We start from the raw sequence: 25,485 nt of genomic DNA on the forward strand, positions 1-25,485 counted from the left end.
GCGCACTTCGGCCCCGAGAAGCGCCTGGCTAGGATGAAGGGAAACCTCGAACGGAGTCTCGCGCTATGTGGGAATGGCTGATCCCCGTGCTGATCGTGGTGGCGCTCGTCGTCATCGCCGGCATCTACCTGTGGGCGACCTACAACTCGCTGGTCCAGCTCAACGTGCGCGTCGACGAGGCGTGGAGTGACATCACGGTCCAGCTGAAGCGCCGCGCCGACCTCCTCCCGAATCTGATCGAGGCGGTGAAGGGGTACGCCGCCCACGAGAAGGCGGTCTTCGAGAACGTCACGCGAGCGCGCGCCGAGACACTGTCCGCGTCGGGGCCGGCGGATGCCGGTGTCGCCGAGGGGCATATGCAGCAGGCGCTGAAGTCGCTGTTCGCGGTCGCGGAGGCCTATCCGCAACTCCAGGCGAGCCAGAACTTCCTCCAGCTCCAGCAGGCGATCGTGGACACCGAAGACAAGATCCAGGCGTCGCGCCGTTTCTACAACGGCGGCGTGCGCGAACTGAACACGAAGATCAAGGTGTTCCCGAACAATCTCTTCGCCCGCAACCTGGGCTTCCACGAGCGGGAGTTCTTCGAGGTGGTCGACGGGGCGGCGATCTCCGAGCCGCCTCGCGTGCAGTTCTGAGCCGTCGGCGAGACCTCGACCCGTCGGCGGCGCCTCACCACACGGTGAGGGTGATGCCGTCCGGGCCGACGGCGAAGGAGCCGCGGAGTGTCCAGGTGTCCGAGCGGTAGGTGACGTCCCGCGGAGCACCCTCACGATCCGTCCCGCGTGCGGTGACGACGAGCACCCCGCCCGACGCGACGAACGTGTCGGCGTCGAGCTCCTCCACGCGCGGCATCCGGTCGATGCGGAACCGCAGCTCCTCGAGCGCGACGAGGTCGGCGGGCCACGGGATGCGCATCCCGCAGTTCGCGGGGGTGCTCGTGGCGGGGACCGTGCACGCCGCCGCATAGTCCGCGATCGCCCCCTGGGCGGCTTCGAGGGCAGCCTCGTTCGGGATCGCCCCGATCGTGACGTCCTGATCCGTCCCCGGGAACACCGTGGTCTCGGTCGCACCGTCCAAGAGGTCGGCGGGGTCCGCCGTCACCGGGTATCGGCCGGGAAGGAGCAGCACCTCACCGGGGGCGGGGACGCGCGTTCCTCCCACGCGCACGGCGTCTCCGTGCGTCGTCTCCACGCGGAGCGTGCCCCACATCCCGTCGGCGACCCGCCACCCGTCGCCGACGTCGACGAGGACCAAGCGGGACGTCGCGGTCTCTCCGGCCACGGTGACAGTGAGGTCGAACATCGCCCGTTCGGCCATCTGCTCGGTGAGCACGACCTCGGCCGACTCCACGGCAGAGGCGTCGTCGAGCGCCTCGGCGGCGACGACGGCGGCCGCCGAGGGGTCGGCGAGGAGCGCGACGGCCGCGGTTCCGTCTGCGGCCGTCAGCGCCTCCGCGAACGACTGCGCGGCGTCCTCCGCCGTGTCCGCGCGCGGCGGCAGGACGGCGAGGAGGATCGCTCCGATGATCGCGAGCGCGATGGTGCCGCTCACGAGGAGCGCGACGACGGATCTGCGTGGCACGGCTTCACGCTAGCAACCGACCGCGAGGGACGAGCGCATGTCTGATCCGGTATGCGGCGCGCCTAGACTGGCCGGATGGACGGCTCCGAGGACCCGCGACGCGGTTCGCTGTTCGACGCCCTCCGGGATCGACGTCGGGTGGTCTCCACGGATCTGACCGATTCGATTCCGCGAGGTCTCCGCATCGCGACCGCCTACGCCTGGCGTTTCCTGCTGATCGCCGCCGCCATCGGCGTCGGCATCTGGCTCGTCATCCAGTTGAAGCTTCTGGTGATCCCCCTCCTCGTCGCGATCCTGTTGAGCGCGCTCCTGTGGCCGTTCTTCACGCTCATGCTCCGTCACCGCTTCCCGCGCTGGCTCGCGATCGTGATCTCGCTCCTGACGACCATGGCCGTCGTCTCCGCGCTGGTGTGGCTCGTGGTGTGGCAGATCAGCCGAGAGCTTCCCCGGGTTCAGACGCGCACCGTGGAGGCCTTCGAGCGGTTCCGGCAGTACCTGATCGACGGTCCTCTCCACCTCACCTCGCAGCAGATCGACGACCTCCTCGGAGAGGGATGGCAGTTCCTGCAGGATCAGGCGTCCGTCGTCTGGTCGGGGGCGCTCGCATTCGGAACGACCATCGGGCACGTCGGTGCCGGAGCGCTCCTGGCCCTGTTCATCCTCATCACTCTCCTCGCGGACGGCGGCGGCATCTGGAAGTGGACGCTCCGCCTGTTCCCGCGCCGCGCGCGCCGTCCCGTGGACGGTGCCGGACGCGCGGGGTGGCGGACCGTGGTGATGTACGCGCGTACGCAGCTTCTGGTGGCCACGATCGACGCGGTCGGCATCGGTCTCGGAGCGTTCCTGCTCGGGGTGCCGCTGGCGATCCCGATCGCGGTCCTGGTGTTCCTCGGCGCGTTCGTCCCGTTCGTGGGTGCGATCGTCACGGGTGCGATCGCGGTGTTCATCGCCCTCGTCTACAACGGTCCGTGGATCGCGCTGTGGATGCTCGTCGTCGTCCTGGTCGTGCAGCAGGTGGAGAGTCACATCCTCCAGCCGATCCTCATGGGTGCCGCCGTGAAGGTCCACCCCCTGGCCGTCGTCCTCGTGGTCGCCGGCGGCGCGATGATCGCCGGCATCCCCGGCGCGCTGTTCGCCGTCCCCCTCGCCGCGTTCGTCAACGTCGTGGCCGTGTATCTCGGCTCCCGCGCCTGGGAGTCCGGGAACGCGCCCCAGGGTGATCTCATCTGGAGCACCGTCCCCCGAACCAAGAAGGGCCGTTCGTGAACGCCACGATCCCGTCGCTCGCCGACTTCGCGGATGCCGCGCGCGTCCTCGACGGCGTCATCAGCCGCACCCCCCTCGACGAGTCCCTCCACCTGAGCGACCTCCTGGGCGTGCCCGTCCATCTGAAGCTCGAGAACCTCCAGCGCACCGGGTCGTTCAAGATCCGCGGAGCGACCTATCGCCTGTCACGCCTCACGGCCGAGGAGCGCGCCCGCGGTGTCGTCGCCGCATCGGCGGGGAACCACGCTCAGGGCGTCGCCCTCGCCGCCAAGGCTCTCGGCATCCCGGCCACGATCTTCATGCCGCTCGGCGTGCCGGTGCCGAAGCTGCTGGCGACTCGCGGCTACGGCGCCGACGTCATCCTGGAGGGGGCGACGGTCGAGACGCCGCTCCGGCTCGCCGCGGACTTCGCCGAGCGCACCGGCGCGGTGTTCATCCACCCCTTCGACCACCCGGACGTCATCGCAGGGCAGGGGACTCTCGGGCTGGAACTCATGGACGACCTCCCCGATCTCGACACCATCGTGATGAGCATCGGCGGAGGCGGCCTCGTGGCCGGCGTCGCCGCCGCAGTGAAGGCGCGTGCCGCGGCGGAGGGGCGCAGCATCCGCATCATCGGTGTGCAGGCCGAGAATTCGGCCGCCTACCCGACCTCACTCGCCGCCGGCCACCCGGTCGATGTGGAGACCCGCCCGACGATCGCCGACGGGATCGCCGTGGCCCGTCCCGGTGATCTGCCGTTCTCGATCATCCGCGATCACGTCGACGAGGTGGTCACGGTCTCGGAGGATGACATCGCCCGTGCTCTCCTCGTGCTGCTGGAGCGGGCGAAGCAGGTGGTGGAGCCTGCCGGGGCGGCCGGGGTCGCGGCGATCCTCGCGGGCAAGATCCGCGCCGCAGGTCCCACCGCCGTCGTGCTCTCGGGCGGGAACATCGATCCGCTCCTCCTCCAGCGCGTCGTGGCCCACGGGCTCGCGGCCTCCGGACGCTACATGACCCTGCGCATCCCTCTGCCCGATCGCCCCGGACAGCTCGCCCGGGTTTCGGAGCTCCTCGCCCTCGCGGGCGCCAACGTGACGGAGGTGCTGCATACGCGCCACGGTCAGGGGCTTCAGATCAGCGAGGTCATCCTGCAGCTGAGCGTGGAGACACGAGGCGAGGAGCACCGGGCGCACGTCATGGACACGTTGCGTCAGGCCGGCTTCGATCCGATCGTCGTCCCGGACTGAGCGCGGACGGCACGATCCCGCCCCGCCCTGCCGCTCACTGGCCGGTGTAGGTCTCCACCTTGACGATCTCGACGGCGATCTCGCGGCCGTTGGGCGCGGTGTAGGAGGTCGTGTCGCCCTCCTTCAGTCCGAGGATCGCGGTCCCGAGCGGGGACGCCTCGCTGTACACGTCGAGATCCGACCCGGAGGCGATCTCGCGGTTGCCGAGGAGGAAGACCTCTTCGCCACCCGCGACCGTGGCCGTCACCACGGTGCCGGGCTCGACGGTGCCGGTGCTCTCCGGCGCATCGCCGACCGTGGCGTTCTTCAGAAGCCACTGGAGGGTGCGGATGCGCGCCTCCTGCTTGCCCTGCTCGTCCTTGGCGGCGTGGTACCCGCCGTTCTCCTTGAGGTCGCCCTCCTCGCGGGCGGCCTCGATGCGCTTGGCGATCTCTTCGCGGCCGGTCGTCGACAGGTGTTCGAGCTCGGCGACGAGACGGTCGTAGGCGTCCTGCGTGAGGAAGGTCACGGGGGCATCGCTGGACACGTCTGACTCCTTCGGTAGGCGGTGGCTGTGCGATATGTCAAACGCCCCGGACCGGCCGGGGCGTGGGTGGAGCACAACGCCGCCAGACTACGTCACCCAGCAGTCGTTGACAAAACCCGTGGTCGCCTCCGATACCGTCCGGACACTCTCACGGAAAGCCCGCGCATGGTCCGCGGCGGCGGCGTACTCCACGATGCGCCAGCCGACCACGCCGTGCTCCTCGTCCTGCGCTTCCAGGGCGCACGCGATCGAGCGGCCGGGGGGCGAGGTGAGCTGGAAGTCGATGGTGACCCGGCCGTCGTCCTCGACGACGAAGCCGGTGGAGCGCACGTCGATCGCGTCGATGCTGCCGGACACCACCGTCCATCCGAGCAGACCCGCGAGGATCGCGCCGACGGCGGCGGCACCGCCGATCGCCCATCGAGCCGACGTCGTGCGTCGGCGTCCGTAGCGCCGATCAAGCTGTTCCTGAGTGGTCATGGGTGTCCGTCGGAAGAATAGGCTGGGACTTCCAGATTAGGCGCTCCCGCGCACCCGGGTCCGCGGCACAGCATCTGCCCGGACGGAAACGGACTCTCATGCATCTCCCGCTCGCCCTCCTCGCGGGCACCTCCGTCACCCCCATCCCCGTGCCGACCGTCGACCCGGAGCTGGTCACACCCGGTCCCTGGGGATTCGGCATCATCGTGTTCGTCACCGTCGCGGTCGTCCTCCTCGCGGCGGACATGACCCGACGGATTCGCCGCGGCCGCGTGCGCGCCGACATCCAGGAGGAACTGGACGCCGAGGAAGCAGAGCGGGACGCGCGCGCGCGGGAGCGCGAAGATCGCGACGATCAGGTGTTGTAGGCCGGCTGCAGCGCGATCAGCAGGCATGCCGTCCAATGGCACAGGAACGCCAGGACGGTGCACACGTGGAAGATCTCGTGGAAGCCGAAGTGGCCCGGCCACGGATTGGGACGCTTGAGCGCGTACACGACGGCCCCTGCGGTGTAGAGGAGACCCCCGACGGCGACGAGGACCATCATCGCGGGATTGGCGCGGAAGAGATCTCCGAGGTACATCACCGCGGCCCATCCGAGGAGCAGATACAGCGCGACGTACAGCCAGCGCGGGGCGTGGAGCCAGAAGACGCGGAAGAGGATTCCGAGCAGAGCGCCGCCCCAGACGAGCGAGAGCAGCAGAACCCCCTGCTCCGGGGGGAGCGCGAGCACGGCGATGGGCGTGTAGGTTCCTGCGATCAGCAGGAGGATGTTGGCGTGGTCGATGCGCTTCAGGGTCGCGCGGGTCCTCGGACCCCACGAGAAGCGGTGATAGAGAGCCGAGTTGCCGAAGAGCAGGAGCGAGGTGGCCATGAACACCGCCGAGGACCACTTGGCCGCAGGGCCCTGCGCGAGCGCGATCAGCACGATCCCCGCGGCGATCGCGACGGGGAACGTCCCGGCGTGGATCCAGCCGCGCCAGCTGGGCTTCGCCTCCGACCACGCGTCGACGGCAGCGGCATCCATGAGGGGGAGGACGGGAACCTCGGGCGCGGCGGGAATGCGCGGTCGACGACTCATGGGAACAGGGTACGGCGCACCCGCATTCCTCCGGCGGTACATACGCGGTTCCGGGGCCGGTGGCATCGAGTACCACTCGGCGGAGCCCGCCTGCTCGGGGTAGCGTAGGGGGGTGACGCGTACTCCGTCGAACGAGGGCAGAGGTCCCCTCTACCGGCTGTACATCAACCGTCTGAGACGGCGGTTGGATCCCGAGACTGTTCCGCATCACCTCGCGATGATGATCGACGGCAATCGTCGGTGGGCTCGGCAGCTGGGGTATGACTCGGCGGCCCACGGACACCGGGCAGGCGCCGCGAAGATGCGGGAGTTCCTCGGGTGGTGCGACGACGTCGGCATCCGCGTGGTCTCGCTGTACCTTCTTTCCACCGATAATCTGCGCAAACGCGACTCCGGCGAGCTTTCCGACCTCATCGACATCATCGCCGAGCTCGCCGAGGAGCTCTCGCTCGAGCGTGACTGGCGCGTGCAGCACGTCGGACGAGCCGATGGGCTCCCGCCCGATCTCGCCCGCGTCCTGGCCGACGCGTCCGCGCGCACCCGCGGCCACGCGGGTCTGCACGTCAACCTCGCCGTGGGGTACGGTGGACGGGGCGAGATCGTCGACGCGGTCCGCAGCATCATCGCCCAGCACGGCACCTCCGGGGGTTCCCTCGAGGACCTCGCGGAGAGCCTTACGCCGGAGCAGATCGGCGAGCATCTGTACACCGGCGGGCAGCCCGACCCGGATCTCGTCATCCGCACCTCGGGGGAGCAGCGTCTGAGCGATTTCCTCCTGTGGCAGAGCGCCCACTCGGAGTTCTACTTCGTCGAGGCGCTCGGACCGGACCTCCGAGAGGTCGACTTCCTGCGGGCCATCCGCGACTACGCGAGCCGCGACCGCCGCTACGGCAGCTGAGGCGCCACGCGGCCGGCGCGACGAAGTTCATCTGCGCGTAACGATTCGTCCGCGTGTCGGATGCGGAGGGACGCGGCCGCAGGTCGTACGTTCATCGCATCGGGCAAGGCGCCCGATCGGGTCGGCCTCTCGGATCGCGACTCGTGACCTCCGGTCGACTCGTGAAGAATCGGGTGGGAACCCACCCGGGGCGGGAGTCGGTTGTGACCACACGAGCACCACACAGGCAGCACGAGAGCGCACACGAGATCGACGAGGCGCAGGATCTGCGCACCTACGTCCTGGACACCTCCGTGTTGCTGAGCGATCCGCGGGCGTTCTTCCGCTTCGCCGAGCACAGCGTCGTCATCCCCGTCGTCGTGATCACCGAGCTGGAGGGGAAGCGGCATGATCCAGAGATCGGGTACTTCGCCCGGCAGGCTCTGCGCCACCTCGACGAGCTGCGCGTCGAGCACGGACGCCTCGATTTCCCCGTCCCCGTCGGCGAGGACGGCACGCTCCGCGTCGAGCTGGGGAACACCGATCCCACCGTCCTCCCCGCCGGCATGCGGCTGGGGGACAACGACTCGCGGATCCTCGCCGTGGCACTGCACCTGGCCGCGGACGGCCAGGAGGTGACGGTCGTCTCGAAGGACCTCCCGATGCGCGTGAAGGCCGCATCCCTCGGGATCAGCGCCGAGGAGTACCTCGCCGAGCAGGCGGTCGACTCCGGGTGGACCGGCATCGCGACCGTCGACGTGTCCGGCGACGAGATCAGCGACCTCTACGAGAGCGAGGTGGCGACGGGAGACGACGTGCGCGGGCTCCCGGTGAACACCGGTCTCATCATCCATTCGGAGCGTGGCTCGGCCCTCGGTCGGGTGAGCGGCCCGGGGGAGTACCGGCTCGTGCGCGGCGACCGCGAGGTGTTCGGCCTCCACGGACGCTCGGCGGAGCAGCGCATCGCGATCGATCTTCTGCTCGACCCCGATGTGGGGATCGTCTCGCTCGGGGGCCGCGCGGGGACGGGTAAGTCCGCCTTGGCCCTGTGCGCCGGCCTGGAGGCGGTGCTCGAGCGGCAGCAGCAGCGGAAGATCATCGTCTTCCGGCCGTTGTACGCCGTCGGCGGTCAGGAACTCGGATATCTTCCCGGTGACGCGCAGGAGAAGATGAACCCGTGGGGGCAGGCGGTCTTCGACACCCTCGGCTCGGTGGTGTCCTCCAACGTCCTCGAAGAGGTGGTGGAGCGGGGCCTGCTCGAGGTGATGCCGCTGACCCATATCCGTGGGCGTTCGCTGCACGATGCGTTCGTGATCGTGGACGAAGCACAGTCGCTGGAACGCAACGTCCTCCTCACGGTGCTCAGCCGGATCGGCCAGAACTCCCGCGTGGTGCTGACGCATGACGTCGGTCAGCGGGACAACCTGCGCGTCGGTCGCCACGACGGAATCGCGTCGGTCATCGAGACGCTCAAGGGGCACGCGCTGTTCGGCCATGTCACCCTCACCCGGTCCGAGCGCTCGGCGATCGCCGCGCTCGTCACCGACCTGCTCGAAGCGGGAGAGCTCGCCTGAGGCCGGACGGGCGGGGTCGCGCTCCGGCGCGCCCCCGCCCGTCGGCTCGCGCGCGCGCTCACTCCCAGCGGTAGCCCGCGCCGCGCACGGTCACGATGCGCGCGCTGCCGAGCTTGCCGCGGAGGTACCGGACGTACACGTCGACGACGTTCGAGCCCGGATCGAAGTCCAGAGCCCAGACGCTGCGGAGAAGGTGCTCCCGCGTGAGGACGCGGCCCGGGTTGCGCAGGAACTGCTCCGCGAGGGCGAACTCGCGGGCGGAGAGATCGATCTCCCGTCCGGCGACCGTGGCTCGGCGGGCGAGGATGTCGAGGTGGACGTCGCCGTGTCCGACGGACACCCCCGTCGTGGGTGCGGCCTCGCGGAGGCGGGAGCGGACGCGCGCGAGGAGCTCCTCGAACGTGAAGGGTTTGGCGACATAGTCGTTCGCGCCGGCGTCGAGGCCGTCGACGGTGTCCCTGGTGCTGGAGCGCGCCGTGAGCATGATGACGGGGACGAGCGAGCCTCGCGTGCGCAGTTCGCGGAGCACCTCGAAGCCGTCGATGCCGGGGAGGCCGACGTCCAGGAGCACCAGATCCCCGTCGCCTCGGAGTGCGGCCGCGAGTCCCTCCACGCCGTCGTCGATGATGGTGGTCTCGTATCCGGCGTTCGCGAGCCCACGGCTGACGAACGCCGCGATACGGGGTTCGTCCTCGATGATCAGGATCCTCGTCATGCGGTGGCCTCTCGCTGCATCACGACGTCTCCTGCCCGCACCGGTGCGGGCAGGTCGACGCTTGTCTGCGGCAGATGGATGGTGAACGTCGCCCCGCCGCCGGGGGTGTCGTCGACGCTGCACGAGCCCCCGTGACCCTTGGCGATCGCATCCACGATCGCCAGGCCCAGCCCCGAGCCTCCCACGGCGCGCTTGGTGTCGGCGCGATCGAAGCGTCGGAAGATGCGATGCCGAGCGGCGCGGGGGATGCCGGGACCATGGTCACGCACCCACAGGCGCGCGCCCCGCTCGTCCAGGACACTGCCCACCTCGATCGGCGAGCCGGGCGGCGTGTACTTCGCGGCGTTGTCGGCCAACTGCAGCCACGCCTGCAGGAGACGGTCCGCGTCCCCGATGATCCGTCCCCGCGACACGTGCGCGAGGCTCCAGCGGTGATCGGGGATGACGGCGATCAGTTCGCCGAGCCGCGCGGTCAGTTGGTCCAACCTCACGGTTGTCATCGCATACTGTTCCCCCTCCGCGGCGGCGAGGAGGTCGATGTCCTCCACGAGCCGGGCGAGACGGTCGAGCTCGGCGATGCCGATCTCGCGGGCGGCGGCGGCGTCGGCCTCATCCCGCGGATCCATGAGCTCGAGGTGGCCGCGAACGATGGTGATCGGCGTCTTCAGCTCGTGGCGGACGTCGTCCAGGAGCTGCCGTTGGGTGTCGACGGATCCCTCGAGGCGATCGAGCATCGAGTTCACGGTGCGCGACAGATCGGAGATGTCGTCGTTGCCTGCGGTGGGCAGGCGCGCGGAGAGGTCCTCCAGGGAGATCGCCGCCGCCGTCTCCCGGAGGTGACGGATGGGGGAGAGGAGTCGGCTCGTGACGAACCAGCCCACGATCCCGATGGCTCCCAGGACGACGATGCCCGCCACGACGTAGGTCGTCATGGCGGCGGTGACGGGCGCCAAGGATGCATCGAGGTCGACGGCGCGCACATAGACGCCCGTGGCTGTCTCCCCCTCGACGGAGACCGGGATGGCGATGTAGCGCAGGGTCCCCGCATCCGTGCGGGCGGTACCACGTCGGACACCTCCGTCCGCGGCCTCCTCCCGCACACGGTCGACGAACGCGGCGTCATCGGAGGCGTCGAATCCGGAGAGCGTGGATGATGTGATCGGTGCGCTTCCGGCCACCACGGCGAACGAGGCCTCGTTCCGGGCCGGAACCAGACGCGCGACGACCTCCTGCAGGTAGGCATCGACGTCGGCATATCGGTCGACGGTGAGCGATACGGCGCCCGAGGGAGCGTCCGGATCACCGTCGTCGGCGATCGTGTGCAGCCGTTCCACCTGATTCCCGAGGCGGTCGTCGACCTCGGCGAGGACCTGCTGCCGCTGAACGACGAAGGTCACCCCGCCGACGAGGGCGAGGCCGACACCGGCCACGGTCAGGATCGCGGTGAGGATTCTGACACGGGCCGATACCGGGCGTCGTGAGCGGCGCATGTCCCGATTATGGGCGGCTCACCCGGGATGCGTCATCGACAGCAGATCGAGCTTCTCGTCCAGCTGCTCCAGCGTGAGCTCACCGCGCTCGACGTATCCGAGGTCGATCACGGCCTCGCGTACGGTGATCCCGCGCGCGACCGCGTGCTTCGCGATCGCCGCAGCCGCCTCGTAGCCGATCAGCTTGTTCAACGGGGTGACGATCGACGGCGACATCCCCGCGAACGCGGCGGCGCGCTCGAGGTTCGCCTCCAGGCCGCGGATGGTCTTGTCCGCGAGGACGCGCATCGAGTTGGACAGCAGACGAATGGACTCCAGCAGCGCCGTCCCCATGACCGGGATGGCGACGTTCAGCTCGAACGCTCCCGAGGCGCCGGACCAGGCGATGGTGGCGTCGTTCCCGATGACGCGCGCGCACACCATGAGTGTCGCTTCGGGGACGACCGGGTTCACCTTGCCGGGCATGATCGACGACCCGGGCTGCAGGTCGGGGATGTGCAGCTCGCCGAGGCCCGTGTTGGGGCCGGAGCCCATCCAGCGCAGGTCGTTGTTGATCTTCGTCAAGGACACCGCGATCGTGCGCAGGGCGCCGGATGCCTCGACCAGGGCGTCGCGGTTCGCCTGAGCCTCGAAGTGGTCTCTCGCCTCGGTGATCGGCAGCTCGGTCTCGGCGACCAGGATCTCCAGCACCTTCTGCGGGAACCCGGGCGGAGTGTTGATGCCCGTGCCCACGGCCGTGCCGCCGAGCGGCACCTCGGCGACCCGAGGGATCACCGACTGCACCCGCTCGATGCCGAGACGGATCTGGCGGGCGTACCCGCCGAATTCCTGGCCGAGCGTGACGGGCGTGGCATCCATGAGGTGCGTACGACCCGCCTTGACCGCGCCCTTCCACAGCTCCGCCTTCTCCTCGAGCGCGACGGCGAGGTGGTCGAGCGACGGGATGAGATCGTCGATGAGCTCCTGCGTGACGGCGACGTGGACCGAGGTCGGGAAGACGTCGTTGGAGGACTGCGAGGCGTTGACGTGGTCGTTGGGGTGCACGCGCGCCCCCAGGCGCGCCGACGCGAGCGTCGCGAGCACCTCGTTCATGTTCATGTTCGAGGACGTGCCCGAGCCGGTCTGATAGACGTCGATCGGGAACTGATCGGCGTGGACTCCGCTGATGACCTCGTCGGCGGCCGCGGCGATCGCATCGGCGATCGGGGCATCCAGGGTTCCGAGCTCCTTGTTCGCCAGCGCGGCGGCCTTCTTGATGCGGGCCAGCGCGCCGATCTGCGCGGGATCCAGGCTGTCGCCGGAGATCGGGAAGTTCTCCACCGCGCGCTGGGTCTGCGCGGCGTAGAGCGCGTTCTTGGGCACGCGCACCTCGCCCATGGTGTCGTGCTCGATGCGGTACTCGAGGTCGGTCACGTCATTGTTCCTGTCGTCGTCGGTCGATGGTCGATGGGTCACTCGTCGTCGCCGGCATCGCCGACGATGACGGAGGGGACGGCGGTGCCTTCCCCGAGTCGGTAGTTGGCGCCGACGATGGCCAGTCGACCGTCGGCCACGGCGAGGCTGATCAACTCGGAGGAGTGCAGGAGCTCGCCGATCGTGTCCTTCAGGTGTTCGCGTCCGACCTCTTCCGCGTCGATCGCGATCGGTTGATGCGCATCGCCGGCGCTGCTGCGGATGACGCGACGCACCGCGGGGACGATCGGGGCGATCTGCCGCCAGATGTGCGCGGGGAGCGCGGGCGCGTCGGCTGCGGTGGATTCGATCGCGGCGTTCACCGCGCCGCACGCGTCGTGGCCGAGCACGACGATCAACGGAACCTCGAGGACCGCCACGGCGTACTCGAGGCTTCCCACGACCGAGTCGGAGATCACCTGACCGGCGTTGCGGACGACGAACAGGTCGCCGAGACCCTTGTCGAAGATGATCTCCGCGGCGAGGCGCGAGTCGGAGCAGCCGAACAGGGCTGCGCGCGGCCGCTGTCCGCCTTCGAGCTCATGCCGGCGGTCGACGTCCTGTCGCGGGTGCCGCGGTTCGCCCGCGACGAACCGGGCGTTTCCGCGTGTCATCTCCCGCCACACCTGCCGGGGGGTGGGGGACGGGTCGATCTGGGTCACTGCGCCTCCTCGGCAAGGGTGAGGATTTCGGGGGCGACCGCCTCGGCCGCGACGCGGATCGTCTCGTCGTCGGCGGCGCCGAACACCATCACGACGTCGTCGCCCACCGAGGTCGAGATCGCGGAGGTGATGTTCCCCGCGCGCTCGGGGTTGCGGATGACGTAGCGATCCCACGTGATGCCGCCGATGTCGACCGTGCCGTCCACGGCGGAACCGGCGAGCTCGCGGGACGGCCAGGCCGGATCCGCGTCGAACCCCTGCTCGACGCGGACGAAGCCGGTCTCGGTGGCGTAGACGATCGTCCACGCGCGCGGGAGGTTCCCCTCGACGGCGGCGACGTTGACCCGCCAGCCCTGCGGCGTGACGGGAGCGATCACGGGCCGCTCCTCTGCCGCCGACGCGCTCGCGGCGGCGGCGGAGACGTCGATCGGCGGTCGCTCGGGGACCTGCCCGCGGGGGACGATGAAGATGATCACCGCCACCACCGCCAGGGTGACCAGCAGTGCGGCGATCAGATTCCGGGTGGTCTGACTGGCGCGGTAGGTGCGCGACGCCGCCGCTTTGCGGTCCGCGGTCTCCTGCGGGGTCTCGGGGCGGCCGATCTCGGCGACCACGCGATTGGAGCGTCCGGCCATCACGCGGTCCGTTCCGCGTCCGCGCCGTCGCGCGCCGCGTCCAGGCGGCGCTTCGCGCCGATCAGCCATTCTTCGCAGCGCGCCGCGAGGGCTTCGCCCCGCTCCCACAGCGCGAGGGACTTCTCGAGCGTCGGCGCGCCCTGCTCGAGCTCTGCGACCACGCGGACCAGCTCGTCCCGAGCCTGTTCGAAGGAGAGCTCGGCCACGTCGGCGACGGTGGTCTCGGTCATGGGGTCCATCCTAAATCCGCTCCCGGTCGCTCATGTCCGCCGACGACGCCTCCGGGACCTCCCCCTCCGAGCGCACCCGAAGGGTGCCGCGGGCGACGGTGACGGCCATGGTCGATCCGCTCGGAGCCTGCGCCGCGTCGCGGATGATCACGCCGTCGTCGCGATGTGCGATGGCGTAGCCGCGCGCCAGGGTGGCCGCGGGCGAGAGGGCCCGCAACGTGGCCCGCAGTTCCGCGATCCGCCGTGCGTGCACGTCGATGCCGCGCTGCACCCGCTCGCGCCCGCGCGCGACCTGGAGTTCCACGTCGTGTGCCCGTCCGGCGAGCATGCCCGCCGGATCGCGCAGCACCGGACGGGAGCGCAGCTGCTCCAGCTGGGCGATGTCGTGCCCGATGCGCTGGGTGAGGCGCGACGTCAGGCGGCTGCGCAACTGGCCGACCAGAGCGCGCTGTTCGGTGACATCGGGAACCACCCGCTTGGCCGCATCGGTGGGTGTCGAGGCGCGGAGGTCGGCGACATCGTCGAGGAGCGGTCGGTCGTTCTCGTGTCCGATGGCGCTGACCACCGGGGTCGTCGCGGCGGCGACCGCGCGCACGAGACGCTCGTCACTGAATCCGAGCAGCGTCTGCGGGTCACCGCCGCCGCGCGCGATGATGATGACATCCACCTCCGGGTCGGCATCCAGCGCCGCCAGTGCTGCGATGGTCTCGGGGACGCAGCGATCTCCCTGGACGGCCACGTGGCGCGTGCGGAAGCGGACCTGGGGCCAGCGGAGCTCGGCATTGCGGTGCACGTCCTTCTCGGCATCCGACCGCTCACCGGTGATGAGGCCCACGACATGCGGGAGGAAGGGAAGGGGCCGCTTGCGAGCGCCATCGAACAGTCCCTCCGCGCGCAGGGTGGCGCGCAGGCGCTCCAGCCGTTCGAGCTGATCGCCGAGCCCCATGTGCCTCATGGCCGACACCCCGAACGAGAGGTCGCCGCCCTTGGGGTAGTAATCGGCCTTGACGCACGCCACCACGTGATCGCCGACCTTCAGATCCGCGGGCAGGCGGGCGCGCGTGGACGACCAGATGCGGAAGGAGATCTGCGCGTCGCCGGAGAGGTCCTTCAGGCGACCGAACACCGCGCCACCACGGACGTTCCAGGCCGTGATCTCCCCTTCGACCCACACCGAGCCCCAGGATGCGATGAAGTCGCGGATCGTCTCGTTCAGGCGGGCGACGGAAGTGGGCGTGTCCGCCGAGGAGTCGCGGGGTCGCACCGCGTCGGCTGCCTGGAAGCTCGTCATGGGGTCCTTCCGCCGGTGTGCGGCATCCGTTCGGGGTCCGTGCAGACGCGGTCCCCGTAGAATCATGGGGTGAGCACCAGCACCGTCGGCCGCAGCCCTGTGAGCATGCCCGTCCCACGCGTACCGCGGAGGCGGGAACCGCTCCAGGATATCGCCGTGCCCGGGCGTAAACGTGTCGTCCTGGCCGCTCCTCGGGGATACTGCGCCGGGGTCGACCGCGCGGTCATCGCTGTGGAGAAGGCGCTGGAGCGGTACGGGGCTCCGGTGTACGTCCGCAAGCAGATCGTCCACAACATCCACGTGGTGACCGAGCTCGAGCAGGCGGGGGCGATCTTCGTCGAGGAGGTCGACGAAGTCCCCGAGGGTGCGCACGTCGTCTTCAGCGCCCACGGCGTCTCGCCCGCGGTGGTGCAGGGGGCGGCCGATCGGAACCTGCAGGCGATCGATGCCACCTGCCCCCTCGTGACCAAGGTCCACCGCGAGGCGGTGCGCTTCGCCCGCGACGACTTCGAGATCCTCCTCGTCGGCCACGAGGGCCACGAAGAGGTCGAGGGGACGGCCGGTGAGGCGCCCGATCACGTCACCGTCGTCAACTCGCCTGAGGAAGCCGACACCGTCGAGGTGCGCGACCCGTCCCGGGTGGTGTGGCTGTCGCAGACCACACTCTCGGTCGACGAGACGATGGAGACGGTGCGCCGGCTCCGCGAGCGTTTCCCCGAGCTGCAGGATCCGCCGTCGGACGACATCTGCTATGCGACCCAGAACCGTCAGGTCGCGATCAAGAAGGTCGCCAAGGATGCCGACCTCGTCATCGTCGTCGGTTCTGCGAACTCCTCCAACAGCGTCCGGCTGGTCGAGGTCGCCCTCGAGTACGGCGCGAAGGCGGCCTATCGCATCGACTACGCCGACGAGATCGAGCAGGCGTGGCTGGACGGGGTCGAGACCGTCGGAGTGACCAGTGGCGCCTCGGTCCCCGAGGTGCTCGTCCAGGAGGTCCTGCGCGATCTGGCCCTGGCCGGCTACGGCGACGTGGAGGAGGTGCGCACCGCGGAGGAGGACCTCATGTTCTCCCTTCCCAAGGAGCTCCGGACCCCGCTGAAGGGCGAACGCGACCCGCGCGCCCTGGGTGGTCGGGCGCGCGCGTGACGGACGAGCGTCCCCGACCGCAGTTCGGCGAATACGCGTCCGCCGAGGAGCAGCGCGCGCGCATCCGCCAGCCCGACGTGACCGAACGTCTCGACGCGGGAGTGGCTCCCGCGGGCGACGAGTCGTATGCAGCCGCTCCGGCGGCCTCGATCGCCGGCGCGACGGCGACGCCGCCGGGGCGAGGACGCCTCGTCGACCGGATCGTGACGTTCGCGCTGCTGGCCTACGGCCTCGTCAACGTGATCTCGGCCGCACCGGCCCTCGTCGACTACGCCGCGTACATGACGTCGGTGTTCGAGTTGATGGGAGTGGGCGCCCAAATCGGTGACGCGGATGCCGGTCGGCCCTGGGGGATCGCCGCGGCGGTCGTCCTCATCGGCGGATGGCTGCTGACGGCGGCCGTCACGTGGGCGACCATGCGGCGAGGACGCCTGTCGTGGTGGATTCCGCTCGTCGGCGGCGTCGTGTTCAGTCTCACCGCCGGTGCTCTCGTCATGGTCCCGCTCCTGTCGGACGCCGCCCTCTGGTCCTCGTTGGTGGGCGCAGGCGGTCCCTGATCGTAGGCTGGGCGCATGCCGCGTCTGCTCGCCGTCTGTGCCGTCCGTGAACTCCGCCGCGATGCCGGCTCGATGGGGGTCACCGCCATCGACAAGACCGCTCAGCCCGGTCCGGTGAAGATCGGCTCCTACGGGGTGCGCGGGGATGTGCAGGTGGACCGCAAGCATCACGGTGGCCTCGACCAGGCGCTGTACGCGTACGCCGATGAGGACGCCGCCTACTGGGCGGATGCGCTGGGCCGGGACCTCCCGCCCGGATTCTTCGGGGAGAACCTCCGCACCGGCGGGATCGACGTGAATGCCAGTGTCGTGGGGGAGCGGTGGCGCATCGGCGACCGGGTCGAGGTGGAGGTCACGTCGCCGCGCACGCCGTGTCAGACGTTCGCCCGCTGGGTGGGCGGTGCCGACGAGCGGGGCTGGGTCCGACGCTTCTCCGACGAGCGTCGACTCGGCGTCTACCTTCGGGTGCGACGGACGGGATCGATCACAGCGGGCGACGAGGTCGTCGTCCTGGATCGGCCCGCGGGCGCGCCGACGGTGCTCGACATCTACCGCGCGCCGTGAGGGCGGTCGTCGTCGACGACGTCCGTGTCGCCCCCGCCGTGCGCGATATCGAAGAGCCCGCACCGCCGATCGGCGGCGTCGTCGTCGACGTGCACGCGACGGGTCTCTGCCGCAGCGATTGGCATGCGTGGGCGGGCCACGACGATATCCGGTTCCCGCATGTCCCCGGTCACGAGCTGGCCGGCGTCATCAGCGCGGTCGGTGGTGGGGTGCGGATGTGGCGCGTGGGGCATCGGGTGACGGTCCCGTTCGTCTGCGGGTGCGGTCGGTGCCGCTGGTGCCGGGCGGGTGAGGCGCAGGTCTGCCCCGATCAGGAGCAGCCGGGATTCACCCACGCGGGATCCTTCGCCGAGCGCGTGGTGCTGCACGCCGCGGACACGAACCTGGTGGCGGTGCCCGAGGATGTCTCGATGGCGGCCGCCGCAGCGCTCGGATGCCGCTTCGCCACCGCGTACCGCGCGCTCACCGCACGCGCGTGCGTCGCGGAGGGGGAGTGGGTGGTCGTGGTCGGCGCCGGGGGCGTCGGACTCAGCGCGGTGATGATCGCGCGAGCCCTCGGGGCGCACGTGATCGCCGTGGACCGCACGGAGGAGGCGCTCGACGCCGCCGCGCGCTTCGGGGCCCGACACACGGTGCGAGCCGACGGGCGGAGCATCCCGGATGCGGTGCGCGCCCTCGTGCCCGAGGGTGCGGACGTGTCGATCGACGCGGTGGGGAGCGAGAGGACGTGCGCGGACGCCGTGCTCAGTCTCCGCCGGCGCGGACGGCACGTGCAGATCGGGCTGCTCCCTTCGGAATCCGGGCTTTCCGCGGTGCCGATGGCGCGCGCGATCGCCTGGGAGCTCGACCTGTTGGGCAGCCACGGGATGGCGGCTGCGGACTACCCGGGCATGCTCGCCCTCATCCGCGACGGTCGGCTGCGCCCGCAGGACCTCATCGAGCGGACAGTCGGTCTCGAGGAGGCGGCACAGCTCCTTCCGCGGATGCCGGATGCGCGGCCCGCGGGGCTGACGATGATCGACCCGCGGCGCTGAAGCGCACCGCGGGTCGATCAGTCGTCGGAAACGGTCAGGCGGCGAGGCTCTTGCCGGCCGAGCCGAGCTGCTGGGTGGCCTCGACGACGCGCGCGGCCATCGCGGACTCCGCGATCTTGCCCCACGCGCGGGGGTCGTAGGCCTTCTTGTTCCCGACCTCTCCGTCGACCTTGAGGACGCCGTCGTAGTTCTGGAACATGAAACCGGCGACCGAGCGGGTGAAGGCGTACTGCGTGTCGGTGTCGATGTTCATCTTGACGACGCCGTTGGAGACGGCGAGGGCGATCTCCTCATCGGTCGAGCCGGATCCGCCGTGGAAGACGAGGTCGAGCGGCTTGGGGCCGGTTCCGAATTTCGCGGCGATGCCCTCCTGGATCTCGCCGAGCAGCTCCGGGCGGAGCTTGACGTTGCCGGGCTTGTACACGCCGTGGACGTTGCCGAAGGTGAGCGCGGCGATCCATCGGCCCTGGTCGCCGAGGCCGAGGGCGTCGACCGCCTTCTCGACGTCGGCCGTGGTGGTGTAAAGGGCGTCGTTGGAGCCCTCGTGCTTCACGCCGTCCTCTTCGCCGCCGACGACGCCGATCTCGACCTCGAGGATGGCGTTGATGGCCTTGAGGCGCGGCAGCAGCTCCTTGGCGATGTCGATGTTCTCATCCAGCGGCACGGCCGAGCCGTCCCACATGTGGGACTGGAAGATCGGGTTCCCCCCATCCGCGACGACCGACTCGGAGGCCTTGATGAGCGGCAGGACGAAGTCCTCGAGGGCGGGCTTGGGGCAGTGATCGGTGTGGAGGGCCACGGTGATCGGGTAGCTCTTGGCGACCTCGTGGACGTACGCGGCGAAGGCGAGCGCACCGGTGGCGCGGGCCTTGACGGTGTGGCCTGCGAAGTAGTCGGCACCGCCGGTGGTTACCTGCAGGATGCCGTCGGAGCCCGCTTCGGTCAGGCCCTGGAGGACGGCGTTGACGGACTGGGAGCTCGCGGCGTTGATGGCCGGGTAGGCGAAGCCACCGGACTTCGCGCGATCGAGCATCTCGGCGTACTGCTCCGGGGTGGCGACGGGCATGGCGGCTCCTTCGAGGGTGCGGCTGGGTGAGGGTACGGTCCCGAGTGTAGCGATCCCCACCGCGAGGCCGAGGCGTGCGGCTGGTCAGGGTCGTCGAATTACGGTCGCCGGAAGAATCGCGAATCCTTCGTCCCGCGACGCGCCGATCCTCCATGTCGTGGGGATGTCGCTGACTAAGGTGAACCCATGGTGAGTCTGACCGCTGACATGAGCCCGCTGCACCCCGACCGCAACCTCGCGCTGGAGCTCGTGCGCGCGACGGAGGCCGCCGCCATCCGCGCGGTGCCGTTCATCGGGCGCGGCGCGAAGGAGTCCGCCGACGAGGCCGCCGTCGACGCCATGCGCGCGTTCTTCACCACCGTCAACTTCGACGGACGGATCGTCATCGGCGAGGGTGAGAAGGACGAGGCTCCGATGCTCTACAACGGAGAGCGCGTCGGCAACGGCACGGGTCCCCGAGCGGATGTCGCCGTGGATCCGATCGACGGCACCACCCTCACCGCGGAGGGCCGCAACAACGCGCTGTCGGTCATCGCCGTCTCGGAGCACGGAACGATGCTCGACGCCTCCACGGTGTTCTACATGGACAAGCTCGTGACCGGCCCGGCCGGCGTGGGGGTCGTGGACATCCGACTTCCCATCGGAGAGAACATCCGTCTTCTGGCCGCGGCGCTCGGCAAGCCCGTGGACGAACTCGTCGTCTCGGTGCTGAACCGCCCCCGCCACGCACAGCTCATCCAGGACATCCGCGACGCGGGCGCCGGGACGCGACTCATGAGCGACGGCGACGTCGCGGGCGGCATCAACGCCGCTCGCCACAACGCGCGGACCGACATGTGCGTCGGGATCGGCGGCAGCCCGGAGGGGATCGTGACCGCGTGCGCGATCAAGGCCCTCGGCGGTCACATGCAGGGACGCCTCTGGGCGCGCGACGACGAGGAGAAGCAGAAGGGGCGGGATGCCGGGTTGAAGCTCGACGACCACGTCTACGAAGCCGACGAGCTCGTCACCGGCAACAACACCATCTTCGTGGCCACCGGGGTCACCAACGGCGAGCTGGTCAAGGGCGTCCGCCGCGAGGGCGGATACGTCTACACCGAGAGCGTCGTGCTGCGGGGGACCTCCGGGACCCTCCGCCGCATCTCGTCGGAGCACCTCGTGTCGAAGTGGCTCTGATCGCGATCTCGCAGTCGTGACTGTTTCGTGACGGCGACGCACAGACTCGTCTGGAACAATGGGGATCGGTGTCAAAGGGGACGCAACGATCTTTCACAGCCCAGAGGGAGTTGCCGATGTCGATCCAGACCGGGAGTTCTGCGCCGCAGACCGGCGCTCACGCGGTCATCGCCGACGCCGTCGATCCGGCGCGTCGCCCTGATGTCCTGCTGCGGGTGCGTCGCGACGAGGGGCATGAAATCAGCCCGTGGTGGATGGTGGGTGCCTTCGTCGGCGTCTCGCTCGCCGTCGTCGCTCTCCTGAGCTTCGTCCCCGGCGGCGCCTGAGGACATCGTCCGGGGCGTGATCGCCGGATCACTCCCCGTCGACGGCCAGTCGGCTGCGGAGGTCTCCGAGGTCGGCGACGGCCGCTGTCGACTCGGCAGAGGGCACGTCATCGAGCATCTCCGGCGCGGTGAAGCGCCGCGGTGACGCATCGACGACGTGCGGCGGCTGGAGTGCCTCGAGTCTGGTCTCGTCGATGCCGGGGAATTTCCGAGCGGTCACCAGCACCCGCGATTCGAGTGAACCGACGAATCGGTTGTAACTGTCGACGGTGCGTTCGATGGCGCGGCGCAGGTCGTTGCTGTGGCCGGCGAGTGCACCCAGTCGCTCGTGCAGTTGGGTGCCGAGATCGAACAGCGCACGCGCTTCGGTCGAGACATCCTGTTGCGTCCACGTATAGGCGACGGTCTTCAGCACGGCCCACAGGTTCACAGGGGAGGCCAGGGCGACCCGTCGGCGGAAGGCGTACTCCAGCAGGGTCGGATCTTCGTCCAGCGCGGTGGCGAGAAGCGACTCGCTGGGAAGGAAGCACACGACGAACTCCGGGCTGGAGGACACCCCCGCCCAGTACGTCTTCTTCGAAAGCGCGTCGACGTGCGCGCGGACGGCGCGTACGTGGGCGGCGATGAGGCGCCGTCGCTGTGCCGCCTGCTCGCCGGTCGCGGTCACCGGGAGGGCGGTGGCCTCGAGGAACGCATCGAGCGGGACCTTCGCGTCCACCGTGATCGCCTTGTCGCCCGGGAGCCGGATGATCATGTCGGGACGTCCCGCTCCGGCATCCGTGTCCGTCGCGGCCTGCAGATCGAAGTCGACGTGCCTGGTCAGTCCCGCCGCCTCCACCACGCGCCGCAGCTGCGTCTCGCCCCAGACACCGCGCGTCGCGCCCGAGCGGAGCGCTCCGGCGAGCGACTCCGTCGTGGCTCGCAGGGCCTCATCGGACTCATGGGCGCGCCGCAGCTGCTCAGCGAGAGCACCGAACTGCTCCTGGCGGTCGCGTTCGAGCGTGTCGACCTTGGCCTGCATGCTGGTGAGGGTGTCCTGGACGGGGGCGAGGGCCCGCAGGACCGACTGCTCGCGCCGTTCGCGCTCCTCGCGTGCCGCGTGGTCCGTCCGGGCCTGTGCGAGGAGGTCCCGGTAGAGCCGGGTCTGATGCTCGAGCTGTGCGCGGGTGGCGGATCCTTCCGCCTCCGCCGTCGCGACGCGCGTGCGCAGCGTGTCTCGGGCGCGCGCGGCGCCGGCCGCCCATCCCACGGCGGCCCCGACGAGGACGGCGATCAGGATCGCCGCGGAGATCAGGAGTGCATCCATGGTTCCAGGGTGGCCGGGGGGTCCGACATCCGCGGGTCAGACCGGGGCGAGAACGGGAGTGCGCGGGGCCGGGTCGATCCGACCGAACGACACGCCGGCACCGACGGCGAGTCCCTCGACGTCGTCGGCTCCCAGGCGACGGGCGACATCGATCATGACGTGCGCGCAGGCGAGGGCGTCGGCGGTGGCGTTGTGGTGCGCGAACTCCGCGAATCCCGCCTCCGCGGCGACGAACGGCAGGCGGTAGGAATCCAGCCGGTAGACCTTGCGGGCGACTTGGAGGCTGCACGCATAGCGCAGGGGCGGGCAGTCGTCTCCGGTCGCCTCGCACGCGCGGCGGAGGACGGCCATGTCGAATCCGGCGTTGTGGGCCACGACGACGTCGTCGCCGATGAAGGACGCGAGCGCCGGCAGCTGCGCGCTCCACGTCGGAGCGTCGACGACGTCTTCCGAAGTGATTCCGTGGATGCGGATGTTCAGCTCGAAGAACCGCTCATGTCCCGGCGGGGGCTGGATCAGCCATCCCGTCTGCGCGACCACCTCGCCGTCCCGCACGCGGACGAGGCCGACGGCGCACGCGGACGCATTCGAAGAGTTCGCCGTCTCGAAGTCGATCGCGGTGAAGTCCAGGGGCACATCCTCACCCTCTCCGGAGGGACGGCCCGTCCCCGACAGGCGCGCCGTGCTGGGCCGAACCGTCCCGGGGACCACCCGTAGGCTCGGCTCATGACCGACGATGCGCTCGCCCGTTCCTTCGGCGCGGTCGCGGGCGTCTACGAGTCCGGTCGCCCGGGCTACCCGCTCGAGGTCGCGCAGTGGCTGTTGGAGCCGGTCGCGAGCGCGATGCGGACGACGCGGGTGGTCGATCTCGGTGCCGGCACGGGCAAGCTCACCCGCGTGCTGCGCGAGGCGGGCGCCGATGTCGTGGCGGTCGACCCGGACGCGGCGATGCTCGCCGAGCTGCGTGTCCGCGTGCCCGGGGTCCCCACGTTCCAGGGCGCCGCCGAGCGGATGCCGCTGCCCGACGCATCCGTCGACGCGGTGGTGATGGCCCAGGCATGGCACTGGGTCGATCCGGCGGCGGCCGCCGCGGAGGTAGGACGGGTCCTGCGGAGCGGCGGGGTCCTGGGGCTGGTCTGGAACATCCGAGAGGATGCCGTGGCCTGGGTCGCCGCCCTCACCGCGGCGATGGGCGGGAGTCACGCGGAGGAGATGCTGGCGACCGGCGACGTCCGCGCCGGTGCGCCCATCGGCCCGTGGGAGCGGCGCACGTGGCGGTGGGAGCGCACGCTCACCCGTGAGACGCTCCTCGACATGGTCGCTTCCCGGAGCCGCGTGGTCGCGGCATCCGTGGAGGAGCGCACGGCGATCCTCGATCGCGTCAGCGACCTGTTCGACGCCCAGTGCCGCCGCGAAGCGGGGACCGAGGTCGTGGACCTCCCTTACCGGACGGAGGCGTTCCGCGGCATCCGCGCGTGACCGACACGGGGGCGAGCGTCACTCGCACGTAGACTTGACGCCCGTGGCTCTCACTATCGGCATCGTCGGCCTGCCCAACGTCGGCAAGTCCACCCTCTTCAACGCCCTGACCAAGAACGACGTGCTCGCGGCGAACTACCCGTTCGCGACGATCGAGCCGAACGTCGGGGTCGTGAGCCTGCCCGATCCGCGGCTGACGACGCTCGCCGAGATCTTCGGCAGCGAGCGCATCCTGCCGGCCACCGTCTCGTTCGTCGACATCGCCGGCATCGTCCGGGGCGCGAGCGAGGGGGAGGGGCTCGGGAATCAGTTCCTCGCCAACATCCGCGAGGCGGACGCGATCGCGCAGGTCGTCCGAGGGTTCTCCGACGACGACGTCGTGCACGTCGACGGCGCGGTCAACCCGAAGAACGACCTCGAGACGATCAACGCCGAACTGATGCTCGCGGATCTCCAGACCCTCGAGAAGGCGATCCCGCGCCTGGAGAAGGAGGTCAAGACGAAGAAGGCCGATCCGGCCGTCCTCGAGGCCGCGGGTGCGGCCAAGGGCGCGCTGGAGCGCGGCGTCCTGCTCTCGCAGGCCGGTCTCGACCTGGCACCCATCAAGGAGCTCGGTCTCATGACCGCGAAGCCCTACATCTACGTCTTCAACGTCGACGAAGCGGTGCTGACGGATGCTGCGCGCCTCGCCGAGCTGGAAGCCCTCGTCGCGCCGGCCCGCGCCGTCTTCCTCGACGCCAAGATCGAATCCGAGCTGATCGGCCTCGACCCCGAGGACGCCGCGGAGCTGCTGGCCTCGACCGGGCAGACCGAGTCGGGCATCGACCAGCTCGCGCGCATCGGCTTCGACACGCTGGGCCTCCAGACCTACCTCACGGCCGGTCCGAAGGAATCCCGCGCGTGGACGATCGGCAAGGGCTGGAAGGCTCCGCAGGCGGCGGGCGTCATCCACACCGACTTCGAGAAGGGCTTCATCAAGGCCGAGGTGATCTCCTTCGACGACCTCGTTGCCCTGGGGTCGGTCGCCGAGGCCCGGGCGAAGGGCAAGGCGCGCCTCGAGGGCAAGGACTACGTCATGCAGGACGGCGACGTGGTCGAGTTCCGCTTCAACAACTGACGCGGCCTTCTCCCGCCCAGATCCACACCCACCGAGAGGACCATCCGTGAGCGACACCCAGATCTTCGATCCCGAGGGGCGTGCGATCCCGTTCGCCGTCGAGGGCGACGGCCCCGTCTCGCTCGTCCTCATCCCCGAGCGCGGACTCGACGGGAACCCGCTCGGTGTGGTCTCGCACTACCTCGCCGAGGAGGCGGGCTTCCACATCGTCCGCATCGGCGTGGACCCCGCAGCGCCCGACGCCGTGGCGTCGACCCTCGCGGTCGTCGACCACGTGGGGCTGGAGCGCACGTGGATCGGCGGTCACGGGGCGGGTGGGACGCTGGCTCGCCGGATTGCGGCGGCGCACTCCGATCGCCTCAACGGTCTCCTCCTCCTCGGCGTCGAAGACGTCGACGTCGCGCTGGCGCCGGTCATCCCGGTCCTCATCATCCAGGGTGCCGACGACGATGTGACGCCGCCCTCGTCGGGCGAATCCCTGCAGGCCACGGCGCCGGAGCGGGCCAGCGTGAAGACGTTGCCGGGTGCTGGACACCTCTTCCCGATGATGGAGCCCGTCGAGACGGCGGTCATCATCGAGGAGTACCTCGACTGGGACTGAGTGAGCTCCGCGAGGCAGCGATCC

The 25,485-nt window shown here is 70.1% G+C and carries 29 protein-coding genes; 15 read left to right on the forward strand and 14 right to left on the reverse strand.

Translation table 11 applies throughout. The features are described 5' to 3' along the window. Positions 1–65 precede the first annotated feature (65 nt). Positions 66–635, forward strand: coding sequence for a LemA family protein (locus tag AB0O93_RS04245; protein ID WP_053548714.1), 570 nt, complete (start codon positions 66–68; stop codon positions 633–635). A gap of 34 nt (positions 636–669) precedes the next feature. On the opposite strand, the gene AB0O93_RS04250 is transcribed toward AB0O93_RS04245, so the two are convergent. Continuing rightward, on the reverse strand, positions 670–1,581 hold the full coding sequence (locus AB0O93_RS04250; RefSeq protein WP_363340806.1) for a hypothetical protein: 912 nt from the start codon (positions 1,579–1,581) through the stop codon (positions 670–672). 75 nt (positions 1,582–1,656) lie between these two features. Between AB0O93_RS04250 and AB0O93_RS04255 the strand changes: the two genes are divergently transcribed. Together AB0O93_RS04255 and ilvA are read left to right on the forward strand one after the other, a co-directional pair. After that, on the forward strand, positions 1,657–2,847 hold the full coding sequence (locus AB0O93_RS04255; protein ID WP_363340807.1) for an AI-2E family transporter: 1,191 nt from the start codon (positions 1,657–1,659) through the stop codon (positions 2,845–2,847). Then, complete coding sequence (ilvA, locus tag AB0O93_RS04260) at positions 2,844–4,076, forward strand: threonine ammonia-lyase (protein WP_363340809.1); 1,233 nt, start codon at positions 2,844–2,846, stop codon at positions 4,074–4,076. Before AB0O93_RS04255 ends, ilvA begins: the two co-directional genes overlap by 4 nt. Before the next feature lie 34 nt (positions 4,077–4,110). Here ilvA and greA read toward each other — a convergent pair whose 3' ends face one another. Both greA and AB0O93_RS04270 read right to left on the reverse strand, forming a co-directional pair. After that, entirely contained in the window at positions 4,111–4,602 is a 492-nt protein-coding gene (gene greA / locus AB0O93_RS04265) for a transcription elongation factor GreA (RefSeq protein WP_363340811.1), read from the reverse strand. A gap of 87 nt (positions 4,603–4,689) precedes the next feature. Then, positions 4,690–5,082 (reverse strand): DUF4307 domain-containing protein, encoded by a 393-nt coding sequence (locus AB0O93_RS04270; protein ID WP_363340814.1) that lies wholly within the window; start codon positions 5,080–5,082, stop codon positions 4,690–4,692. 98 nt (positions 5,083–5,180) lie between these two features. Between AB0O93_RS04270 and AB0O93_RS04275 the strand changes: the two genes are divergently transcribed. Next, positions 5,181–5,450, forward strand: coding sequence for a hypothetical protein (locus tag AB0O93_RS04275; protein WP_363340816.1), 270 nt, complete (start codon positions 5,181–5,183; stop codon positions 5,448–5,450). Here AB0O93_RS04275 and AB0O93_RS04280 read toward each other — a convergent pair. Continuing rightward, positions 5,438–6,163, reverse strand: coding sequence for a hemolysin III family protein (locus tag AB0O93_RS04280; RefSeq protein WP_363340818.1), 726 nt, complete (start codon positions 6,161–6,163; stop codon positions 5,438–5,440). The genes AB0O93_RS04275 and AB0O93_RS04280 overlap by 13 nt on opposite strands. A gap of 112 nt (positions 6,164–6,275) precedes the next feature. Here AB0O93_RS04280 and AB0O93_RS04285 point away from each other — a divergent pair, with 112 nt between their 5' ends. Together AB0O93_RS04285 and AB0O93_RS04290 are read left to right on the forward strand one after the other, a co-directional pair. Then, entirely contained in the window at positions 6,276–7,061 is a 786-nt protein-coding gene (locus AB0O93_RS04285) for an isoprenyl transferase (protein ID WP_363340820.1), read from the forward strand. A 203-nt stretch (positions 7,062–7,264) separates the two neighbouring features. Then, the gene (locus AB0O93_RS04290; RefSeq protein WP_363340823.1) at positions 7,265–8,614 is read left to right on the forward strand and encodes a PhoH family protein; all 1,350 of its coding nucleotides are present in this window, start codon (positions 7,265–7,267) and stop codon (positions 8,612–8,614) included. A gap of 58 nt (positions 8,615–8,672) precedes the next feature. Here AB0O93_RS04290 and AB0O93_RS04295 read toward each other — a convergent pair whose 3' ends face one another. The 7 genes from AB0O93_RS04295 to xseA are packed head-to-tail and all read right to left on the reverse strand — an operon-like array spanning position 8,673 to position 15,089. Continuing rightward, positions 8,673–9,329, reverse strand: a complete 657-nt coding sequence (locus tag AB0O93_RS04295; protein ID WP_363340825.1) for a response regulator transcription factor — start codon at positions 9,327–9,329, stop codon at positions 8,673–8,675. Further along, complete coding sequence (locus tag AB0O93_RS04300) at positions 9,326–10,819, reverse strand: HAMP domain-containing sensor histidine kinase (RefSeq protein ID WP_363340827.1); 1,494 nt, start codon at positions 10,817–10,819, stop codon at positions 9,326–9,328. Before AB0O93_RS04300 ends, AB0O93_RS04295 begins: the two co-directional genes overlap by 4 nt. 18 nt (positions 10,820–10,837) lie before the next feature. Next, on the reverse strand, positions 10,838–12,232 hold the full coding sequence (locus AB0O93_RS04305; RefSeq protein ID WP_363340829.1) for a class II fumarate hydratase: 1,395 nt from the start codon (positions 12,230–12,232) through the stop codon (positions 10,838–10,840). Positions 12,233–12,270: 38 nt separating this feature from the next. Continuing rightward, on the reverse strand, positions 12,271–12,885 hold the full coding sequence (locus tag AB0O93_RS04310; protein ID WP_363341012.1) for a carbonic anhydrase: 615 nt from the start codon (positions 12,883–12,885) through the stop codon (positions 12,271–12,273). A 44-nt stretch (positions 12,886–12,929) separates the two neighbouring features. Then, complete coding sequence (locus tag AB0O93_RS04315; protein WP_363340831.1) at positions 12,930–13,568, reverse strand: DUF4245 family protein; 639 nt, start codon at positions 13,566–13,568, stop codon at positions 12,930–12,932. Continuing rightward, a complete protein-coding gene (locus AB0O93_RS04320) occupies positions 13,568–13,798 on the reverse strand; it encodes an exodeoxyribonuclease VII small subunit (RefSeq protein ID WP_363340833.1) in 231 nt (76 codons plus the stop codon). Before AB0O93_RS04320 ends, AB0O93_RS04315 begins: the two co-directional genes overlap by 1 nt. Before the next feature lie 10 nt (positions 13,799–13,808). Next, entirely contained in the window at positions 13,809–15,089 is a 1,281-nt protein-coding gene (gene xseA, locus AB0O93_RS04325; protein ID WP_363340835.1) for an exodeoxyribonuclease VII large subunit, read from the reverse strand. Between the two features lie 105 nt (positions 15,090–15,194). On the opposite strand from xseA, the gene AB0O93_RS04330 reads away from it, so the two are divergent. From AB0O93_RS04330 to AB0O93_RS04345, 4 genes are read left to right on the forward strand one after another with little or no spacing between them, the layout of a single operon-like run. Then, positions 15,195–16,235, forward strand: coding sequence for a 4-hydroxy-3-methylbut-2-enyl diphosphate reductase (locus AB0O93_RS04330; RefSeq protein ID WP_363341014.1), 1,041 nt, complete (start codon positions 15,195–15,197; stop codon positions 16,233–16,235). After that, the gene (locus AB0O93_RS04335) at positions 16,232–16,792 is read left to right on the forward strand and encodes a DUF6264 family protein (RefSeq protein ID WP_363340837.1); all 561 of its coding nucleotides are present in this window, start codon (positions 16,232–16,234) and stop codon (positions 16,790–16,792) included. Before AB0O93_RS04330 ends, AB0O93_RS04335 begins: the two co-directional genes overlap by 4 nt. Before the next feature lie 15 nt (positions 16,793–16,807). After that, positions 16,808–17,356, forward strand: coding sequence for an MOSC domain-containing protein (locus tag AB0O93_RS04340; RefSeq protein WP_363340839.1), 549 nt, complete (start codon positions 16,808–16,810; stop codon positions 17,354–17,356). Further along, complete coding sequence (locus AB0O93_RS04345) at positions 17,353–18,390, forward strand: zinc-binding dehydrogenase (protein WP_363340841.1); 1,038 nt, start codon at positions 17,353–17,355, stop codon at positions 18,388–18,390. The genes AB0O93_RS04340 and AB0O93_RS04345 overlap by 4 nt, the downstream gene beginning before the upstream one ends. A gap of 34 nt (positions 18,391–18,424) precedes the next feature. On the opposite strand, the gene fbaA is transcribed toward AB0O93_RS04345, so the two are convergent. Beyond that, on the reverse strand, positions 18,425–19,456 hold the full coding sequence (gene fbaA / locus AB0O93_RS04350; RefSeq protein WP_363340843.1) for a class II fructose-bisphosphate aldolase: 1,032 nt from the start codon (positions 19,454–19,456) through the stop codon (positions 18,425–18,427). A 186-nt stretch (positions 19,457–19,642) separates the two neighbouring features. Between fbaA and glpX the strand changes: the two genes are divergently transcribed. Both glpX and AB0O93_RS04360 read left to right on the forward strand, forming a co-directional pair. Further along, a complete protein-coding gene (gene glpX, locus AB0O93_RS04355) occupies positions 19,643–20,632 on the forward strand; it encodes a class II fructose-bisphosphatase (RefSeq protein ID WP_363340845.1) in 990 nt (329 codons plus the stop codon). Between the two features lie 116 nt (positions 20,633–20,748). Continuing rightward, a complete protein-coding gene (locus AB0O93_RS04360) occupies positions 20,749–20,958 on the forward strand; it encodes a UDP-N-acetylmuramyl pentapeptide phosphotransferase (protein WP_363340847.1) in 210 nt (69 codons plus the stop codon). Positions 20,959–20,986: 28 nt separating this feature from the next. Here the strand turns inward: AB0O93_RS04360 and AB0O93_RS04365 are convergent, their stop codons facing one another. Together AB0O93_RS04365 and AB0O93_RS04370 are read right to left on the reverse strand one after the other, a co-directional pair. Next, entirely contained in the window at positions 20,987–22,264 is a 1,278-nt protein-coding gene (locus AB0O93_RS04365; protein WP_363340849.1) for a DNA recombination protein RmuC, read from the reverse strand. Between the two features lie 36 nt (positions 22,265–22,300). Then, positions 22,301–22,900, reverse strand: a complete 600-nt coding sequence (locus AB0O93_RS04370; RefSeq protein WP_363340851.1) for a 3'-5' exonuclease — start codon at positions 22,898–22,900, stop codon at positions 22,301–22,303. 90 nt (positions 22,901–22,990) lie between these two features. Here AB0O93_RS04370 and AB0O93_RS04375 point away from each other — a divergent pair, with 90 nt between their 5' ends. Genes AB0O93_RS04375 through AB0O93_RS04385 form a run of 3 tightly spaced genes read left to right on the forward strand, consistent with a single transcriptional unit; the run spans position 22,991 to position 25,461 of the window. Further along, positions 22,991–23,743, forward strand: coding sequence for a class I SAM-dependent methyltransferase (locus AB0O93_RS04375; RefSeq protein ID WP_363340853.1), 753 nt, complete (start codon positions 22,991–22,993; stop codon positions 23,741–23,743). Positions 23,744–23,786: 43 nt separating this feature from the next. Further along, a complete protein-coding gene (ychF, locus tag AB0O93_RS04380; protein ID WP_363340855.1) occupies positions 23,787–24,860 on the forward strand; it encodes a redox-regulated ATPase YchF in 1,074 nt (357 codons plus the stop codon). 46 nt (positions 24,861–24,906) lie between these two features. Beyond that, the gene (locus tag AB0O93_RS04385) at positions 24,907–25,461 is read left to right on the forward strand and encodes an alpha/beta hydrolase (protein WP_363340858.1); all 555 of its coding nucleotides are present in this window, start codon (positions 24,907–24,909) and stop codon (positions 25,459–25,461) included. Positions 25,462–25,485 lie beyond the last annotated feature (24 nt).

The organism is Microbacterium sp. NPDC077184, from assembly GCF_040687055.1.
Lineage (GTDB): Bacteria > Actinomycetota > Actinomycetes > Actinomycetales > Microbacteriaceae > Microbacterium.

What these genes read in the sequence shown, in the direction of transcription:
- AB0O93_RS04330 (WP_363341014.1), top strand. Translation starts at nt 15,195, where the DNA reads ATGCCCGTCCCACGCGTACCGCGGAGGCGGGAACCGCTCCAGGATATC.
- AB0O93_RS04270 (WP_363340814.1), bottom strand. Translation starts at nt 5,082, where the DNA reads ATGACCACTCAGGAACAGCTTGATCGGCGCTACGGACGCCGACGCACG.
- AB0O93_RS04340 (WP_363340839.1), top strand. Translation starts at nt 16,808, where the DNA reads ATGCCGCGTCTGCTCGCCGTCTGTGCCGTCCGTGAACTCCGCCGCGAT.
- AB0O93_RS04320 (WP_363340833.1), bottom strand. Translation starts at nt 13,798, where the DNA reads ATGACCGAGACCACCGTCGCCGACGTGGCCGAGCTCTCCTTCGAACAG.
- AB0O93_RS04315 (WP_363340831.1), bottom strand. Translation starts at nt 13,568, where the DNA reads ATGGCCGGACGCTCCAATCGCGTGGTCGCCGAGATCGGCCGCCCCGAG.
- AB0O93_RS04365 (WP_363340849.1), bottom strand. Translation starts at nt 22,264, where the DNA reads ATGGATGCACTCCTGATCTCCGCGGCGATCCTGATCGCCGTCCTCGTC.
- AB0O93_RS04280 (WP_363340818.1), bottom strand. Translation starts at nt 6,163, where the DNA reads ATGAGTCGTCGACCGCGCATTCCCGCCGCGCCCGAGGTTCCCGTCCTC.
- glpX (WP_363340845.1), top strand. Translation starts at nt 19,643, where the DNA reads ATGGTGAGTCTGACCGCTGACATGAGCCCGCTGCACCCCGACCGCAAC.
- AB0O93_RS04310 (WP_363341012.1), bottom strand. Translation starts at nt 12,885, where the DNA reads ATGACACGCGGAAACGCCCGGTTCGTCGCGGGCGAACCGCGGCACCCG.
- AB0O93_RS04245 (WP_053548714.1), top strand. Translation starts at nt 66, where the DNA reads ATGTGGGAATGGCTGATCCCCGTGCTGATCGTGGTGGCGCTCGTCGTC.
- fbaA (WP_363340843.1), bottom strand. Translation starts at nt 19,456, where the DNA reads ATGCCCGTCGCCACCCCGGAGCAGTACGCCGAGATGCTCGATCGCGCG.
- AB0O93_RS04300 (WP_363340827.1), bottom strand. Translation starts at nt 10,819, where the DNA reads ATGCGCCGCTCACGACGCCCGGTATCGGCCCGTGTCAGAATCCTCACC.
- xseA (WP_363340835.1), bottom strand. Translation starts at nt 15,089, where the DNA reads ATGACGAGCTTCCAGGCAGCCGACGCGGTGCGACCCCGCGACTCCTCG.
- AB0O93_RS04275 (WP_363340816.1), top strand. Translation starts at nt 5,181, where the DNA reads ATGCATCTCCCGCTCGCCCTCCTCGCGGGCACCTCCGTCACCCCCATC.
- AB0O93_RS04255 (WP_363340807.1), top strand. Translation starts at nt 1,657, where the DNA reads ATGGACGGCTCCGAGGACCCGCGACGCGGTTCGCTGTTCGACGCCCTC.
- AB0O93_RS04360 (WP_363340847.1), top strand. Translation starts at nt 20,749, where the DNA reads ATGTCGATCCAGACCGGGAGTTCTGCGCCGCAGACCGGCGCTCACGCG.
- AB0O93_RS04375 (WP_363340853.1), top strand. Translation starts at nt 22,991, where the DNA reads ATGACCGACGATGCGCTCGCCCGTTCCTTCGGCGCGGTCGCGGGCGTC.
- AB0O93_RS04295 (WP_363340825.1), bottom strand. Translation starts at nt 9,329, where the DNA reads ATGACGAGGATCCTGATCATCGAGGACGAACCCCGTATCGCGGCGTTC.